The sequence below is a fragment of the Streptomyces sp. 71268 genome (genome assembly GCF_029392895.1).
Classification (GTDB): domain Bacteria; phylum Actinomycetota; class Actinomycetes; order Streptomycetales; family Streptomycetaceae; genus Streptomyces.
Genome location: NZ_CP114200.1, coordinates 2,526,782 through 2,541,617, shown reverse-complemented (window position 1 = coordinate 2,541,617; position 14,836 = coordinate 2,526,782). Strand labels below are relative to the sequence as shown.

The 14,836-nt window shown below is 74.9% G+C and carries 8 protein-coding genes; 4 read left to right on the top strand and 4 right to left on the bottom strand.

What is annotated here, in order from left to right:
- Nucleotides 1–390: 390 nt before the first annotated feature.
- A complete protein-coding gene (locus tag OYE22_RS09200; protein ID WP_277319953.1) occupies nucleotides 391–1,299 on the bottom strand; it encodes a LysR family transcriptional regulator in 909 nt (302 codons plus the stop codon).
- 175 nt (nucleotides 1,300–1,474) lie between these two features.
- Here OYE22_RS09200 and OYE22_RS09195 point away from each other — a divergent pair, with 175 nt between their 5' ends.
- Nucleotides 1,475–2,749, top strand: coding sequence for an MFS transporter (locus tag OYE22_RS09195; RefSeq protein WP_277319952.1), 1,275 nt, complete (start codon nucleotides 1,475–1,477; stop codon nucleotides 2,747–2,749).
- Between the two features lie 201 nt (nucleotides 2,750–2,950).
- Here the strand turns inward: OYE22_RS09195 and OYE22_RS09190 are convergent, their stop codons facing one another.
- The 3 genes from OYE22_RS09190 to OYE22_RS09180 all read right to left on the bottom strand — a co-directional run bounded on the left by OYE22_RS09190 (nucleotide 2,951) and on the right by OYE22_RS09180 (nucleotide 6,522).
- Nucleotides 2,951–3,859 carry a polysaccharide lyase family protein gene (locus tag OYE22_RS09190; RefSeq protein WP_277319951.1) on the bottom strand — a complete coding sequence of 303 codons (909 nt, stop codon included), beginning with the start codon at nucleotides 3,857–3,859 and terminating at the stop codon, nucleotides 2,951–2,953.
- 2 nt (nucleotides 3,860–3,861) lie between these two features.
- The gene (locus tag OYE22_RS09185; protein ID WP_277319950.1) at nucleotides 3,862–5,427 is read right to left on the bottom strand and encodes an alkaline phosphatase D family protein; all 1,566 of its coding nucleotides are present in this window, start codon (nucleotides 5,425–5,427) and stop codon (nucleotides 3,862–3,864) included.
- Nucleotides 5,428–5,685: 258 nt separating this feature from the next.
- Entirely contained in the window at nucleotides 5,686–6,522 is an 837-nt protein-coding gene (locus OYE22_RS09180) for an arylamine N-acetyltransferase (RefSeq protein WP_277319949.1), read from the bottom strand.
- A gap of 641 nt (nucleotides 6,523–7,163) precedes the next feature.
- Here OYE22_RS09180 and OYE22_RS09175 point away from each other — a divergent pair.
- The 3 genes from OYE22_RS09175 to OYE22_RS09165 all read left to right on the top strand — a co-directional run bounded on the left by OYE22_RS09175 (nucleotide 7,164) and on the right by OYE22_RS09165 (nucleotide 14,833).
- Nucleotides 7,164–10,025: a LuxR family transcriptional regulator gene (locus tag OYE22_RS09175; RefSeq protein ID WP_277319948.1), complete on the top strand. Its 2,862-nt coding sequence runs from the start codon at nucleotides 7,164–7,166 to the stop codon at nucleotides 10,023–10,025.
- A gap of 576 nt (nucleotides 10,026–10,601) precedes the next feature.
- The gene (locus OYE22_RS09170; RefSeq protein ID WP_277319947.1) at nucleotides 10,602–11,003 is read left to right on the top strand and encodes a nuclear transport factor 2 family protein; all 402 of its coding nucleotides are present in this window, start codon (nucleotides 10,602–10,604) and stop codon (nucleotides 11,001–11,003) included.
- A 317-nt stretch (nucleotides 11,004–11,320) separates the two neighbouring features.
- Nucleotides 11,321–14,833 carry an acyltransferase domain-containing protein gene (locus OYE22_RS09165; RefSeq protein WP_277319946.1) on the top strand — a complete coding sequence of 1,171 codons (3,513 nt, stop codon included), beginning with the start codon at nucleotides 11,321–11,323 and terminating at the stop codon, nucleotides 14,831–14,833.
- Nucleotides 14,834–14,836 lie beyond the last annotated feature (3 nt).

Genomic DNA, 14,836 nt, shown 5'->3' with positions numbered 1-14,836 from the left:
CCGGTGCAAGTTGTTCCATACCGTGGAATGGACGGTTGACCGGCGAACTAATTCGACGGGTCTCCGGAATTCCGGCAATTCGGACTGCGGTGCGGGTCGGTCACGCGTTGCCATAATCGCGCCACGTCGCCGCGCGAGTACAGCGCGTATCTCAACGGGACTCGTTATCGCGTGAATTGACCGGCCGCCGATCGCGACCGTGCGAGCGCGCGCGCCGCCCCGCGGCGGTACGTCGGTTTCAGGCCGCGCGCCGGTGGCCGGGAGGGGACATGGCGGATGGACGCCATCCGGCCAACCCATCGCCGGCCTGCCCACCGCCGGCCTGCCTCGGGGCGGGCGGGCCCGACGGGCGCCCCAGGGGCACGCGCCGAGGCGCCTCGCGCGAAGGCGCTACGCGCCGACGGGGGTGGCGAGTTGGTCGGCCATGAGCTGGCTCAGGGCGCGGTGACGCGCGCTCTCCCGCGAGTGCGGCCAGATCAGCGCGAGTGCCGACGGCGGCAGGCCGGTGACCGGGACGAAGGCGATGTCGCGTCGGTTCTGGTGGGTGGCGGTGGGGGCGCAGAGCAGCATGGTGCCGAGTCCGGCCGCCACGGCGGTCAGCCCCTCCTGGAGGGTGCGCACCCGTGGCCCGGGCGCGACGGGCCGCCCGCCCGGGGTGGTCGTCGGGGCCATGAACTCCCGCCAGTAGCGGGGGGCGGGGCCGCGCAGGCCGACCAGGCGACAGTCGGCGAGCTCCTCCGCGCCGAGCGTGGCGCGCCCGGCCAGCGGATGGCCTAGCGGCACGGCGAGCAACTGCGGCTGCCGCGAGAAGACGGACCCGATCACGAGGTCGGGCTCCGCCACCGGCAGGCAGACGATCGCGGCGTCCACGTCACCGCGCCGCACGGCCCCGAACGGATCGGCCAGCGGGATCTCCACCGGCGCCACCTCGCAGTACGGGTGGCGCTCGCGGAAGGCGCTGAGCGCCCCCATCACGCGCTCGTCGGCCGAGCCGAGGAAGCCCACCCGCAGCGTGCCCTCAAGGCCGCCCCGGGCGCTGACGCGGGCCCGTTCCACCGTGGCGCGCAGCGCCTCGTAGGTGGGCCGCAGCTCGGACAGGAAGGTCTCGCCGAGCGGGGTCAGGGACACCCGGCGGCTGGTGCGCTCCAACAGGCGCCCCCCGATCCGCCGTTCCAGGGCGCCGAGCAACTGGCTGACCCGGCTCTGCGAGACGTACAGCCGCTCGGCGGCCCGGCCGAAGTGCAGCTCCTCGCTCAGCACCAGGAAGCACTCCAGCTCCCGGATCTCCACGCCGCTCATGCCCAAGCCCTCCTCGCGCGGACCCCTGCCGCCCGTCCTTCCCGTCCGCGCGCGGCGCGCCAGGCGCCGGCCCGCACCGCGAGCCGGCGCCCGCGTGCCCATCGATGAGCCTGGCTCATTCAAGGATGAGGGGTTCGGCGTTGTTCCCGGTCGGGCCCGGACCAAGGCTTGAGCCATGTCCGAGAACCGCAAGCCCGCGCACGCGCCGGGCGCCGCCGCGCCCCCGACCGCCTCCGAAACCGCGCCCACGTCGCCCGCCACCGCCCCAGCCGCGCCAACCACCCCAGGTCCCGGGGAGCGGGAGTGGCTGGCCGTGCTGTCGGTGGCCGTCGGCATCTTCGCCGTGGTCACCACCGAACTGCTGCCGGTCGGCCTGCTGACCTCGATCAGCTCGACGTTGCACGTCAGCGACGGCACGGCGGGGCTGGCGATGACGCTGCCGGGGCTGGTCGCTGCGGTCGCCGCCCCACTGCTCGCCGTGTTCGTCGGGGCGCTGGACCGCAAGCGGGTGCTGATCGCGCTGATGGCGCTGCTCGCCGGGGCCAACCTGGTCTCCGCCCTCGCGACCAGCTTCCCCGTACTGCTCGCCGCGCGGGTGCTGGTGGGACTGAGCATCGGCGGCGTGTGGGCCATCGCCGCGGGGCTCGCGGTGCGGCTGGGGCCGGCGAGGTCCGTCGCCACCGCCACCTCGGTGATCTTCAGCGGGATCGCGGTGGCCTCGGTGCTCGGCGTGCCGGTCGGCACGCTCATCGGCGACCTGGCCACCTGGCGGGCCGCGTTCTGGGTGATGAGCGCGCTGGCGCTGGCGGTGCTCGTGGCGATGGCCGTACTGCTGCCGCCCCTGCCGGCGGCCAGATCGGTCCGGCCGCGCGAGTTGCCCGCGCTGCTGCGCGACCCGACGCTACGGGTCGGACTCGTCGCCACGGCGCTCCTCGTCACCGGGCACTTCGCCGCGTACACCTACGTGCGCCCGGTCCTGGAGGAGATATCCGGCGTCGGCTCGGGGCTGATCAGCACGCTGCTGCTGGTGTACGGGGTGGCCGGCATCACCGGGAACTTCCTGGCCGGCGCCCGCGCCCAGCGCGACCCGCGTGGCGCGCTGATGGCCCTCTCCGGGCTGCTGACCACCGCCGTCGTGCTGATCGCGCTCGTCGGCGCGTCCACGCCCGGCGCGGCGGTGCTGCTCGTGGTGTGGGGGCTGGCGTACGGGGGCGTCTCGGTCAGCGCCCAGGCGTGGATGCTGCGGGCCGCCCCGCAGGCGCGCGAGGTGGGGTCGGCGCTGTTCGTGTCGGTGTTCAACCTGGCGATCTCGCTGGGCGCGCTGCTCGGCGGGCGGGCCGCCGACGGGGTGGCCCTGTCCGCCGTGCTCTGGTTCGGCGGCGCGCTCGCCGCGCTGGCCCTGGCGAACCTGTGGGTGCTCGGGCGGCGGGTGATGCCCCGGCGGACGTAGCGCCGGGCGCGGCGGCCCGACGCGCGTCGCCGCGTTGTCCGGCGGGGCTCACCACCATGCGTCGCTGCGCGGCGCGCCGTCAGCCGCACGGCGCGCCCGAGCGCCGGGGCCGGCGGGAGCGCGGCACCGGCCCGGGTGTGGCGAGCCCGGGCCGGTGAGCCGGCGTGCCGGTGCGCGGGGTGACCGGGCTCTGCCCGGCGCTCACTCGGCGGCGAAGATTCCCAGCGCGTCGTACGCGATCCAGGAGCCGCTGGTCTTGCGCAGCCGCAGCACGTTCTCGCCGGCCGTGAACAGGTCGGCGGCCACCGGGAACTCGTAGTACGAGGGCCGCAGCGCGCTGCCCACGCGGGTGGCGTCGCCCTCGAGCGAGCCACGGGTAGCGCCGCCCTGGAACTGGAGGGTGCGCACCGGGCGGCCGTTGAGGGTGACCTCGGCGGCGCCGGCGGCGGTCGCGTGCGCGTCGATCAGCCACAGGGCGCAGGCCAGGTCGTCCTTGGGGGCGGCGGCCAGGTCGAAGCGGAGCGTGAAGGTGTGCTCCTTGCGGCCGCCCCACGCGTCGCTCGGGCCCGGGTGGAGGTAGCTCCAGTCGCGGCCGGGTGTGGAGGTGCCGTACCGGTAGTCGACGCCGGTCGGGAAGGCGGTCCGGTAGCGCGCGCTCTGGTCCGGTGACAGGGCGAACTCCAGGCCCTTGTGGTCGAAGTCACCGACCCGCGCCACCGCTCGGCCGGCCGCCACGGAGCGCGCGTTCGCGGCCGACACGGGGCGCGCCGGGCGGGTGCGCGCGCCGGAGGAGAGGACGGCGACGACGGTGTAGTGCCGCTTCCGTGGCTCGGGGCCCACCCGGTGGCTGAGGTGCGGGTAGAGGGTGCGCCCGAGCAGCGTCGCCGGGTGGGTGAGGTCGCCGCGGTCGGCGCGCTCGGAGACGTACACCTCGTAGTGGTCCACGAGTTGCCCGCGCTGGGGGCGGTGGGAGCGCCAGGTCAGTTCGACGGTGGCGAGCCCGCCGGTGGCGGTGAGGCCCGAGACGGCGCCCGGTGCGTGGTCCCAGCGCCCGCGCCCCGCGCGGGTGGCGCTGGCGGCGGTCGTGGCCGGGTCGGTCGTGTCGCTCATGGTCAGCTCACCTTCTGCATGCCGGGGCGGCCGTGCTCGACGCGGAAGCGGTCGAGGGAGATGCCGGCCGCCTGGTTGTCGGCGCGAACGTAGGGGACGGCGCGGTACTCGGCGGTGACCGCGCCCGCGTCGGCGTGGCCCAGGACGTAGCCGCGACGGCCGTCGTAGAACGACATCCAGGGGTGCTGCATCCAGTCCTTGGCGTAGTTGTCGCTCGGTGCGCCGTCGCCGTCGGAGGCGATCGAGGTGCCGAGGAACTCGCTGCTCACGACGGCGGAGTCGGGGTCGGCGAAGTCGGCGAGCAGGTCGCCGGCGATGGAGCGGTGGCAGTCGCCGGTGAAGACGACGGAGGGCGCGACGCCCCGCTCGCCGAGCACGTCGAGCAGCCGCTGCCGCGCGGCCGGGTAGCCGTCCCACTGGTCGACCCGGTTCTCGGTCACCTTGACCATGCCGACCTGCTGGAGCAGCAGGTTCCAGCGGGTGTCGGCGGTGCGCAGGCCGTGGTAGAGCCACTGTTCCTGCGCGGCCCCGAGCATGGAGCGGCCGGGCGCGTACTGCTCCTCGGTGTTCGCCGGCTTGGGGTCGCGGTACTGGCGGCCGTCGAGCACGTGCAGCGTGGCGAGGCCGCCGTAGCGCAGTCGGCGGTGCAGGCGCGCGTCCGGGCCGTGGGCCAGCGCGAGCGGCGGCAGCGGGCAGTTCTCGTAGTACGCGCGGTAGGCCACCGCCCGGCGGAGGAGGAAGTCCTCCTCGCTCAGGCCGTAGTAGGACTTCTCGTCGGCGTAGTCGTTCTGGACCTCGTGGTCGTCCGGGGTGAGTATCCAGGGCGCCGCCGCGTGCGCCGCCTGGAGGTCCGGGTCGGACTTGAACAGGGAGTAGCGCACCCGGTAGTCGGCCAGGGTGTTGGTCTCCAGCTCGTGCCGGGGGCCGGGGGCCGGGGCGTCGCGCCACATGTTGGTGGCGGTGATGCCGTACTCGTAGACGTAGTCGCCGAGGAAGAACACCACGTCGGGGTCCTGGGCCACCAGGTCGCGGTAGGCGGAGAAGTGGCCGTGGTACCACGCCTGGCAGGAGGCGGTGGCGAAGCTGAACGCGGCGCGCGAGCCGGCGCCCGGCGCGGTGCGGAACCGGCCGACGGGGCTGGTGTGGCCCTGGGCCTGGAACCGGTAGAAGTACTGCCGCCCCGGGCGCAGGCCGCGCACCCACGGGTGCACGGAGTGGCCCAGCTCGGGCAGGGCGAGCGCGGTGCCGGAGCGTACGACGCGGCGGAACCGCTCGTCCTCGGCGACCTGCCAGCGCACGTCGTAGCCCGCGCGGGCCATGCCGCCGTGCCCGTCGTCGGCCAACGGCCGCGGCGCCAGCCTGGTCCACAGCACGATGCCGTCGGAGGCCGGCTCGCCGCTGGCCACGCCGAGTCGGAACGGGTCCTCGCGCAGCCGCGGAGCGCCCCCCGCCGCCTCGGCCTGACCGGCCAACCCGGCACCGGCGAGCAGCGCGCCGACGCCGACGCCGGCCGCTTGCAGGAACAGGCGCCGATCCAGGCCGTTGGACGAAGGGGGTGCAGCACTCATGTGTCTCTCCCAGGCGGGGGTGCGGATCCGGGGAGATGGTGGGCGCGCGGGGTGGCCGGCGTGCGGCAGGCAGGCGAAGTCGCGCCGGACGGGAGGGAGACGTTTGGGCCCGTACCGAGGCCGTGACCGAGGGTGTGCGCCCGGCTCGGGGCGCCGTCCGCCCCCGGGCCGGGCGCTTCGGGGGCCGTCCGCTCCCGGGTCGGAACGCTTCGGGGGCCGTTCGTTCCCGGGGTCGTGCGCCGGTACGGGCGGGGCGCCTCAGCCGGGGAGTTCCGTGTCCGCCGGCAGTTCGATGCCGAAGTCGGTGGCCAGGGTGCGCAGTACCTCCGCGTTGTCGCGCAACGCGCGCTCGTGCACGGTGCCGTCGCCGTGCGTGCGCACGAGTTGGCGGTCGAAGAGGGCCAGATGGGATTCGACGCCGGGGCGCTGCGCGTAGAAGCGGTGCCGGAAGGGGGAGCGCGGGTACGTGGCCACGAACCAGTTGGCGACCTCGAAGTCGGGGGCTTCGAAGGGTTCCTCGGTGAACTCGTAGAGATCGCCCCAGGGGCCCTCGTTCGGCGCCAGTTGCAGCACCCACAGATCCTGTTGGCCCGCGTGCGGCTCGTGCACCAGGCGCACCCGCCACGCGCCGCGCTCCCGGACGGTGTCGGGCACCAGCGGAACGGCCTCCAACAGCCCCGTCGTGCCGAATCCGACATCGGCGAGATAGGGCGTTTCCTCATCCGGTACGTGGACCATGAGCGCCATATGCGTACGCGGTCTTGTCGGGGTTTCCCCGCGGACGCTCACCCGTACCCGGGTGGCAAGGTAGGTCACCTTGAACCCGAAGGCGCGCAGCGCCGCCGCGAGCAGCGTGTTGTGTTCGTAGCAGTAGCCGCCACGGGCCGAGCGGACGAGTTTGTGCTCCAGGTCGGGCAGGGCCAGTGAGGGCACCGAACCGCTCACCGCTTCGGTGTTCTCAAAGGGTATGTGGAGCACGTGTGCGCGGTGCAATGAGCGCAACGTCCGCGCGTTCGCCACGCGTTCACCCGACCACTGAATCCGCGCCAGATAGGCGGTGAGATCCAGTTCACTCGATCCGTGGGTGGTGGACATGGTCAACTCCTCGGGTAGGGGCCGAAAAATCCCGGCGCCGGCGTCATTGACGCTAGTTCGCCCAGCTCATGTCGGCGTCGGGCCGGTGGGGGACCCGGCCTACTCCGTCGGGCTTAGGGCCGGGCGCGTACCCACCCCTCCGTCGGGGGGCGGAGGCGACGCTGCGTGCGGAAAACGGACGGCCCGCCGGGTCCCGCACGGCTTTCCGTGTTACGCGGTGTAACTCCACGTCCGACGGGGGTGATGAGGGTGGCGCTTATTCCCTCGCGAAGGCGACAAAGAACGACCCTTCGGAAGTCTCGGTCAGACGGGCTTAATACTTCGCCCGCTGTGCCGCGTGGGTTACGATGGCCGCGTCGGATCAGTAATGCGCAGCGCCGCCACGACCCTGCCGGGCGTATGGTAATGCGCGGGACAACGGGGGATTTGACGGTTTTGCTCCAACGCTACGCCTATTTTTCGTGGCCGCAGACCGATTCGCATTCGGCGAATTTCGTGCCAGCGCGCCGGTGTTGCATCCTGCGCGCGGCTGGCAAGTGACTCCTGACTTCCCCTATCTAGTTTCCGAAAAGCAGTTGAAGCGGGATATCCATATTCGCGGAGCGGCCATCTCTTTGTGAAAGGGTGGAGGGAGCACCGTAATGCGGCTTGAGCGCGGTCCTTTTGTTGAGCGGCATGGCGAATCCGAGGCAATCGATACGGCGATCAAGAACTGTCACGCCGGGGACGGGCAGCTCCTGATATTTGAGGGTGCCCTGGGCCTCGGTAAAACGGCCCTGCTCAACGAGGCCAAGAAGCGGGCCCTGGACGCGGGTTTCGTGCTGCTGTTCGCGCGCGGGAGCGACTTCGAGGCCGGGTTCCCGTACGGCATCGTGCGGCAGCTCTTCGAGCCCTGGTTGGCCACGGCCAGCCAGGAGGAGCGGGACGCGGTGCTCTCGGGTCCCGCGCAACTGGCGGCGCCCCTCTTCGAGTACGGCACCGGCGGCGTCGCCACCGGCGCCGGGCCCGAGCAGCGGCAGGCCGTACTGCACGGGCTGTACTGGATGTGCGTCCACCTCGCCCGCCGCGCGCCGTTGCTGCTGCTCCTGGACGACCTGCACTGGGCCGACGTCTCCTCGCTCCAGTTCCTGCACTACATGGAGGGCCGCCTGGAGGGGCACGCCATCGTGGTGTGCGCGGCCACCGAGTCGGTGGACGGCGGCCAACGAGCCGACATCAACCAGGCGTTGCTGTCCTCCACCTCCGCGCGCCTGATGCCGGTGAGCGCGCTCAGCGAGGAGGGCGTACGCGCCTTCGTCTCCGGCACGTTGGCGGTGCCAGGGCCCGACGACGCGTTCGTACGGGCCTGCTACACGGCCACCGGCGGCAACCCGTTCTTCCTGCGCGAACTCCTCGCCGACGCCGGGGCCGGCGCGCCCGGCGACGCGCGGGCCATCGCCCGCACCGGGCCGCGCAACATCGCCCGCGTCGTGCTGCGCCGGCTCCAGCAACTGCCCGAGCCGCTGGCCGAGCACGCCACCCGGCTCGCCCGCGCCCTGGCCGTGCTCGACTCGCCCGGCGAGCCCGCTCCGCCGCACGCGGCCCACGTCGCCCACGTCGCCGAACTCGACGCGGCCGAGGCGGCCGACGCCATCAGCACGCTGATGGACCTCGGCATCGTGCACGACCAGGCCCCGCTGCGCTTCGCCCAGCCCATCGTGCGCACCGCCATCTACGAGCACCTGCCGCTGCCCTACCGGCACCGGGCGCACGCCCGCGCGGCCAAGGCCCTGCACGCTGCCGGCGCCCCCAGCTCCCAGGTCGTCCCGCTGCTGCTGCCACTGCCGCCGTCCGGCGACGCCTGGACCGCCGGCGTCATCGCCTCGGCCGGGCGCGAGGCCCTGGCGGCGGGCGACCCGGCCGCCGCCGCGCCGCTGCTGCGCCGCGCGCTGAACGAGCCGGCGCCCACGAGCGCGCTGCCCGCGCTCCTCGCCCAGCTCGGCGGCGCCGAACTGCGGCTGCGCGACCCGGAGGCGCTGGGCCACCTGGGGGAGGCGCTGGAGCTGACGGACGACCCGGTGCGCCGGGCCGGCATCGTTGTCGACATGAGCGCCGCGCTGATCGCCGCGGCCCGCTACGAGGACGCGTTAGCCCTGCTCCAACAGGTGCACAACGAGGTGCGGGGCCTGGACCGGGACGTGGAGCTGCGGCTGCACTCGGAGATCGTCAAGGTCGCCCAACTCACCCCGCGCACCAGGCCCCTGGCCATGCGCGAGCTGAGCCGGCTGGACCGCACCGTGGTCGGCGAGGCCGGCGCGACCGCCGCGCTGGTCGGCGCCCAGCAGACGTTCGAGGCCCTGATCAGCGGCGGCACCGCCGACGCGGTGGTGGCCAGCGGCGAACGGGCGCTGTTGCAGGGACCGCTGATCGACCCGCCGGACGGCGGCGCGCAGGCGGGCTGGCTGATCGCGCTGGCCTTCGCCTGCTGCGACCGGCTCCTGGAGGCCGACCGGCTGTTGGAGGACGCGCTGCGCGAGTCCGAGGAGCGCGGCATGCACCTGGCCACCGTGGACCTGCGGGCCCTGCACGCCTGGGTGCGGTTCCAGCGCGGCATGCTGGCCGAGGCGGAGACGGACGGCTCGCTGGCGCTCGGGTCCACGGACGAGGCCGGGGTGCCGCCGATGGGCATGCCGTTCGCGGCCGGCGCGCTCATCGACGCGCTGGTCGCCCAGGGGCAGACCCGGATCGCCATGCGCGTCATCGACCGCTGCGGCCTCGGCGCCGACATCTCCCGCCAACCGCCCTACCTCCCGCTGGTCATGGCCCGGGGCCGGCTGCGGATCGCGCAGGGCGAGACCGAGGCGGGCGTCGGCGACCTGCTGCGGGCCGCCGAGGCGCTGCGCGAGTGGGGCACCGACTGCCCGGCGCTGAGCCCGGCGGCCGAGGCCGCCGCCGCGCTGGCCCGTATCGGCCGCACCGAGGAGGCGCGGCGACTGGCGGCCGACTGCCTGGCCGCCGCGCGCCGCTTCGGCACCCCGCGCACCATCGCCGGCGCGCTCGTCGCCAGCGGCCTGGCCACCGGCGGCCGGGCCGGGCTGCGGCAGTTGGAGGAGGCGGTGACGCTGTTGCGGGACAGCCCCGCGGCGTTGGAGCGCTGCCGGGCCCTGGTCGAGTGCGGCGCCGCGCTGCGCGAGCACGGGCAGACCGACCAGGCCAGGTCGCTGCTGCGGAAGGCGGCGGAGATCGCGGACGCCACCGGGGCGGCGGCGCTCGGCAAGCGGGTGCGGGTGGAGCTGGCGGCCATGGGCGTACGGGCCCGGGTGCCCACCCGCACCGGGGTCTCGGGGCTGACCCCCAGGGAGCGTTCGGTGTCGGTGCTGGCGGCCGAGGGCAAGCGCAACCAGGAGATCGCGCACATGCTCTTCGTCACGGTCAAGACGGTCGAGTGGCACCTGGGGCAGGCGTACCGCAAGCTCGGCATCGCCTCCCGGGGGGAGTTGCGGGACGCCCTGGCCAGGGTGTGAGGGTCACAAAGGCTGGGGTTGCTGCTGGGGCGTGACCCGAGGTTTTCCGGGGTGGTTGGCCCGCAGAATCGCAGCATGGCCCCCGCCCGAGTCGGGGGCCGTGCCGCATGCGCGCCCACGCGCCCCGGCGCCCGGTCCACGCCGCTCGCGAGCGGCGCACGGGCGGTGCCCCCCTTCGCGCCGTACCCCGTGTCGGACCCCGGGCCCCGGAAGGGCGCGCGGCCGGCACGGCGAGCGCCCCGGGGCACCCCCGGGGCGCGAGGCCGGGCCGATCCACCGCGGCGCCGTGCACGGGGCACGGGGCGCTGAGCCGGGACACGGGGCACACGGCGCCGTAGCCAGCACGGGGCGCCGCGCCCGGGCCGCTGTCCGCGGCGCGGTGGCGCACGCCCCGTTCCGGGCTCTGCCCCGTACCACCGGGGCGCGGCGCGCGCCGTCGCCGGTCACCGCGTCGGCTCACGGGGCCGCCGTGGTCCCGAGGGCCCGGGGCCGGGCGCCGTGGCGCGGGTCAGCCGGGCGGCGAGGCCCGCGCACATCGCACCAACCACACCAACCGCACCACACCAGGAGGACTTCATGCCTGACGAGACCGAGCGCAAGCGACTGGTGCTCGACTACTTCGAGAGGGTCAACGCCGGCGACGTGGACGGCATCTGCAAGATGTTCGCCCCGGGGGCCCGAGTCGAGGACCCGGTCGGCACCGGCCCCGTGGAGGGCGAGGAGGCCATCCGGGCCTACTTCCAGCGCGTGGTCGAGGAGTTCGGCACCCAGGACACCCCGGGCACGCTCACCGGATCGCAGGACGACCAGCACGTCGCGGCCGGCCTGCGGGCCACCATCCGCAACCCGCAGGACCCCACGGGCGGACGGCTCGCCGTCAACGTGACCTCGGTGTTCCGGTTCGACGCCAACGGGCTCATCGAGGACATGCGCGCCTACTGGGGAGCGACCGACGTGGCGCCCGTCGACGGGGTCTGACCCCAGAAGTCCACGCCGCGGCCGTGATGCTGGGGTGGATGCTGGGGGCGCGCCCCAGGGTTTCGCGCCCACACCTCACCCCAGAATCATGCCCATGGCTCGGTCAAGGCCATGCATGGATCGTCGTACGGACTGATCAATTCTTCGCATGGCTCGGCCAATGAAAGGCAAAAACACCAACCTTCCGCGCAACTGGCCCGCTTCACCGCGAGCCGGGCCGGAAGGGAGTCGCGCGCGGCAGCGGCGGCGGTGACGGCGGCTGGACCGCCGTCCCGTGGCCGGCGCGCGGCCAGGTACTTCGTCACCGGGGGATTCGCATGAGGACGTACGAGAACGTCGCGCCCATCGCCGTGGTGGGCATGGCCTGCCGGCTGCCCGGCGCGGCCGGGCCCGGCGCGTTCTGGGACCTCCTGGGCGCCGGGCGCGACGCGGTCGGCCCGGCGCCGGCGGGGCGCTGGTCGCACCAGGGTGGCGCCGCCGCCGGCCAGCCGGAGCGGGCCGGCTACCTGGAGCGCGTGGACACCTTCGACGCGGAGTTCTTCGGCGTCTCGCCCCGCGAGGCCGCCGCCATGGACCCGCACCAGCGCCTCATGCTCGAACTGTGCTGGGAGGCCACCGAGCACTCCCGTACCCACCCCGACCACCTGCGCGCCGGCCGCACCGGCGTGTTCACCGCCGCCATGTGGGACGAGTACGCCCACCTCACCCTGGGCCACGGCACGGTCGACCCGTACGCCTTCGCCGGCGCCCAGCGCGGCGTGCTCGCCGGCCGCGTCTCGTACGCCATGGGCCTGACCGGGCCCAGCCTCAGCGTCGACGCCGGCCAGTCCTCGTCGCTGGTGGCCGTCCACCTGGCGTGCGAGAGCCTGCGGCGGGGCGAGTCCACCGTCGCGCTGGTCGGCGGCGTGAACCTGATCGTCACGCCCGGGACCACCGCCGGCGCGCGGGCCATGGGCGCGCTGTCGGCCGACGGCCACTGCCGCCCCTTCGACGCCGGTGCCGACGGGTACGTACGGGGCGAGGGCGGCGCCGTCGTGGTGCTCAAGCCGCTGGCCTCGGCGCGCGCCGACGGCGACGTGGTGCACGGCCTGCTGCTCGGCAGCGCGGTCAACAACGACGGTGGCGGCGACAGCCTGACCGCCCCGCGCCGCGCCGCCCAGGAGGAGGTGCTGCGGCTGGCCCACGAGCGGGCCGGGACCGACCCGGCGCGGGTGCAGTACGTCGAACTGCACGGCACCGGCACGGCCGTCGGCGATCCGGTCGAGGCGGCCGCGCTCGGCGCGGTCTACGGCGCGGGCCGCCCGCCGGGCGACCCGCTGCGGGTCGGCTCGGCCAAGAGCAACGTCGGCCACCTGGAGGCGGCGGCCGGTCTCGTCGGGCTGGTCAAGACGGTGCTCAGCCTGCGCCACCGCGAGCTGCCCCCCAGCCCGCACTTCACCCGGGAGCACCCCGACATCCCGCTGGCCCGCCTTGGCCTGCGCGTGCAGGCCGAGCGCGGCCCCTGGCCGCACCCCGAGCGGCCGTTGCTGGCCGGCGTCAGCGCGTTCGGCATGGGCGGCACCAACTGCCACGTGGTCCTCGCCCAGCCGCCCGGCGCGGAGCCCGAACACGGCGCCGAGGACGGCCCCGAGCACGACGCCGCGCGGGGCCCGGCCGACACGGCGGGCGAGACGGACGCGGCCGACGCGGCGGGGGAGACGGGCGCGGTGCTGGCGGGCGACGGCGCCCGCGCCGACGGCCCCGTGCCCTGGGTGCTCACCGCCCGCGGTAGCGCGGCGTTGCGCGCCCAGGCCGAGCGGCTGCGCGAGCACGTCGCGGCCCACCCGGCGGACGACCACCGGGACATCGGGCACGCGCTGGCCACCACCCGTACCGCCTTCGAGCACCGCGCCGTCGTCGTCGGTAGGGACCGGGACGCCCTCGTGTCCGGCCTCGCGGCGCTCGCCGCGGGCGAGCGCGACGCCGGCCTGGTACGGGGCGTGGCGCGCGACGCCGTGCGGCCCGTCCTGGTCTTCCCCGGGCAGGGCGCGCAGTGGGTGGGCATGGCACGGGAGTTGCTGGCCACCTCGCCGGTGTTCGCGCGGCGGATGGCCCGCTGCGGCGAGGCGCTGGCACCGCACGTCGACTGGGACTTCGCGGCGGCCGTGAACGGCCCGCTGGACCGCGTCGACGTGGTGCAACCGCTGCTGTGGGCGGTGACCGTGTCGCTGGCGGAGCTGTGGCGCTCGTACGGCGTGGAGCCGGCCGCGGTGGTCGGTCACTCGCAGGGCGAGATCGCGGCGGCCGTCGTCGCGGGCGCGCTCACGTTGGAGGACGGGGCGCGCGTGGTGGCCCTGCGGTCCAGGCTGATCGGCGCGCACCTGTCGGGCCACGGCGGCATGCTCGCCGTCGAACTGCCCCACGCGCAGGCGCGTGCGCGCGTCGCCCCGTACGCGGACCGGGCCGCGGTGGCCGTCGTCAACGGGCCGCTGTCCACCGTGGTGGGCGGCGAGGTCGCCGCCCTCGACGCGCTCGCCGCTGGCTGCGCCGAGGACGGCGTCCGCACCAAGCGGCTGCCGATGGACTACGCCTCGCACGGGCCCGGTGTCGCCGCCATCGGCGACGAACTCCTCGCCGGCCTCGCCGACCTCGCGCCGCGCCCCCCGAGGGTGCCGTTCTACTCCACCGTCGAGGGCCGGGTACGACCGGACACGGAGCCGCTGGACGCGGCGTACTGGCTGCGCAACGAGCGCGAGGTCGTCGACTTCGAGCGGATCACCCGGCTGCTGCTGGCCGACGGGCACACCGTCTTCGTCGAGGCCAGCAGCCACCCCGTACTGATCATGGGCATCGAGGAGACGGCCGAGGCGGTCGCCGAGGAGACGGCCAAGGCGGCGGGGCGCGCCGGGGCGGGTGGCGCGGGCCGGGTCGCGGTCGTCGGGTCGCTGCGCCGCGACGAGGGCGGGCCGGACCGCTTCCTGCGCTCGGTGGCCGCCGCGTTCGCCGCCGGCGTCCCGGTGGACTGGAGCCCGGCCCTCCCCGGCGCCCGCCCCGTGGACCTGCCCACCTACGCCTTCCAGCGCACCTCCCACTGGGCCACTCCCGTCACCGGCCACCCGGCCGACGCGGACCGTTCCGGCACCGGGCACGAGGCCCCGCACGGGGCCGACGGCGCCGCGCCGGGCACGGAGCACGGGGCCGCCGACACCCCCGACACCGCCGCACGGGGCACGGGGCACGGAGCGCCGGCTGAGCCCGCCCCGTCGCACGGGGCGCGGGGCGGCGACGGGGAGGCGGGCCAACCGCGCTCGCCGCTGGCCCTGTTGGCCACGGCGCCCGCCCCCGAGCGCGAGGCCGCGCTGCTCGACCTCGTACGCGAGCACGCGGCGGCCGTGCTCGGCCACGGCACGGCCGGTGACATCGAGCCGGACAAGTCGTTCCGTGACGCCGGCCTGACCTCGCTGTCCGCCGTGGAGTTCCGCGACGTGCTGGGCGAGGCCACCGGGCTGTCGCTGCCCAGCACGGTCCTGTATCGGCACCCCACGCCGCAGGAGCTGGCCCGCCAACTCCACACCGACCTCTTCCCCCACCAGGCGCAGTCCGCCGCGTCCGAACTCCCCGACCTGTGGGCGGACGTGGAGAGCCTGGAGCGCCACCTCGCCGCCGGCGCGATCGATGACACCGTCCGCACCCGGGTCTCGGAGCGACTCCGCAACCTGCTGTGGAAGATCGACGCGACCGGCCCGAGCGACGGCGGACCCGTCGCGGATCCCGCTGCGGGTGACGGACTCGCGTCCGCGTCCGACGACGAGATGTTCGCGCTCATCAACAAGGAACTCGGAATCGGCTGAACA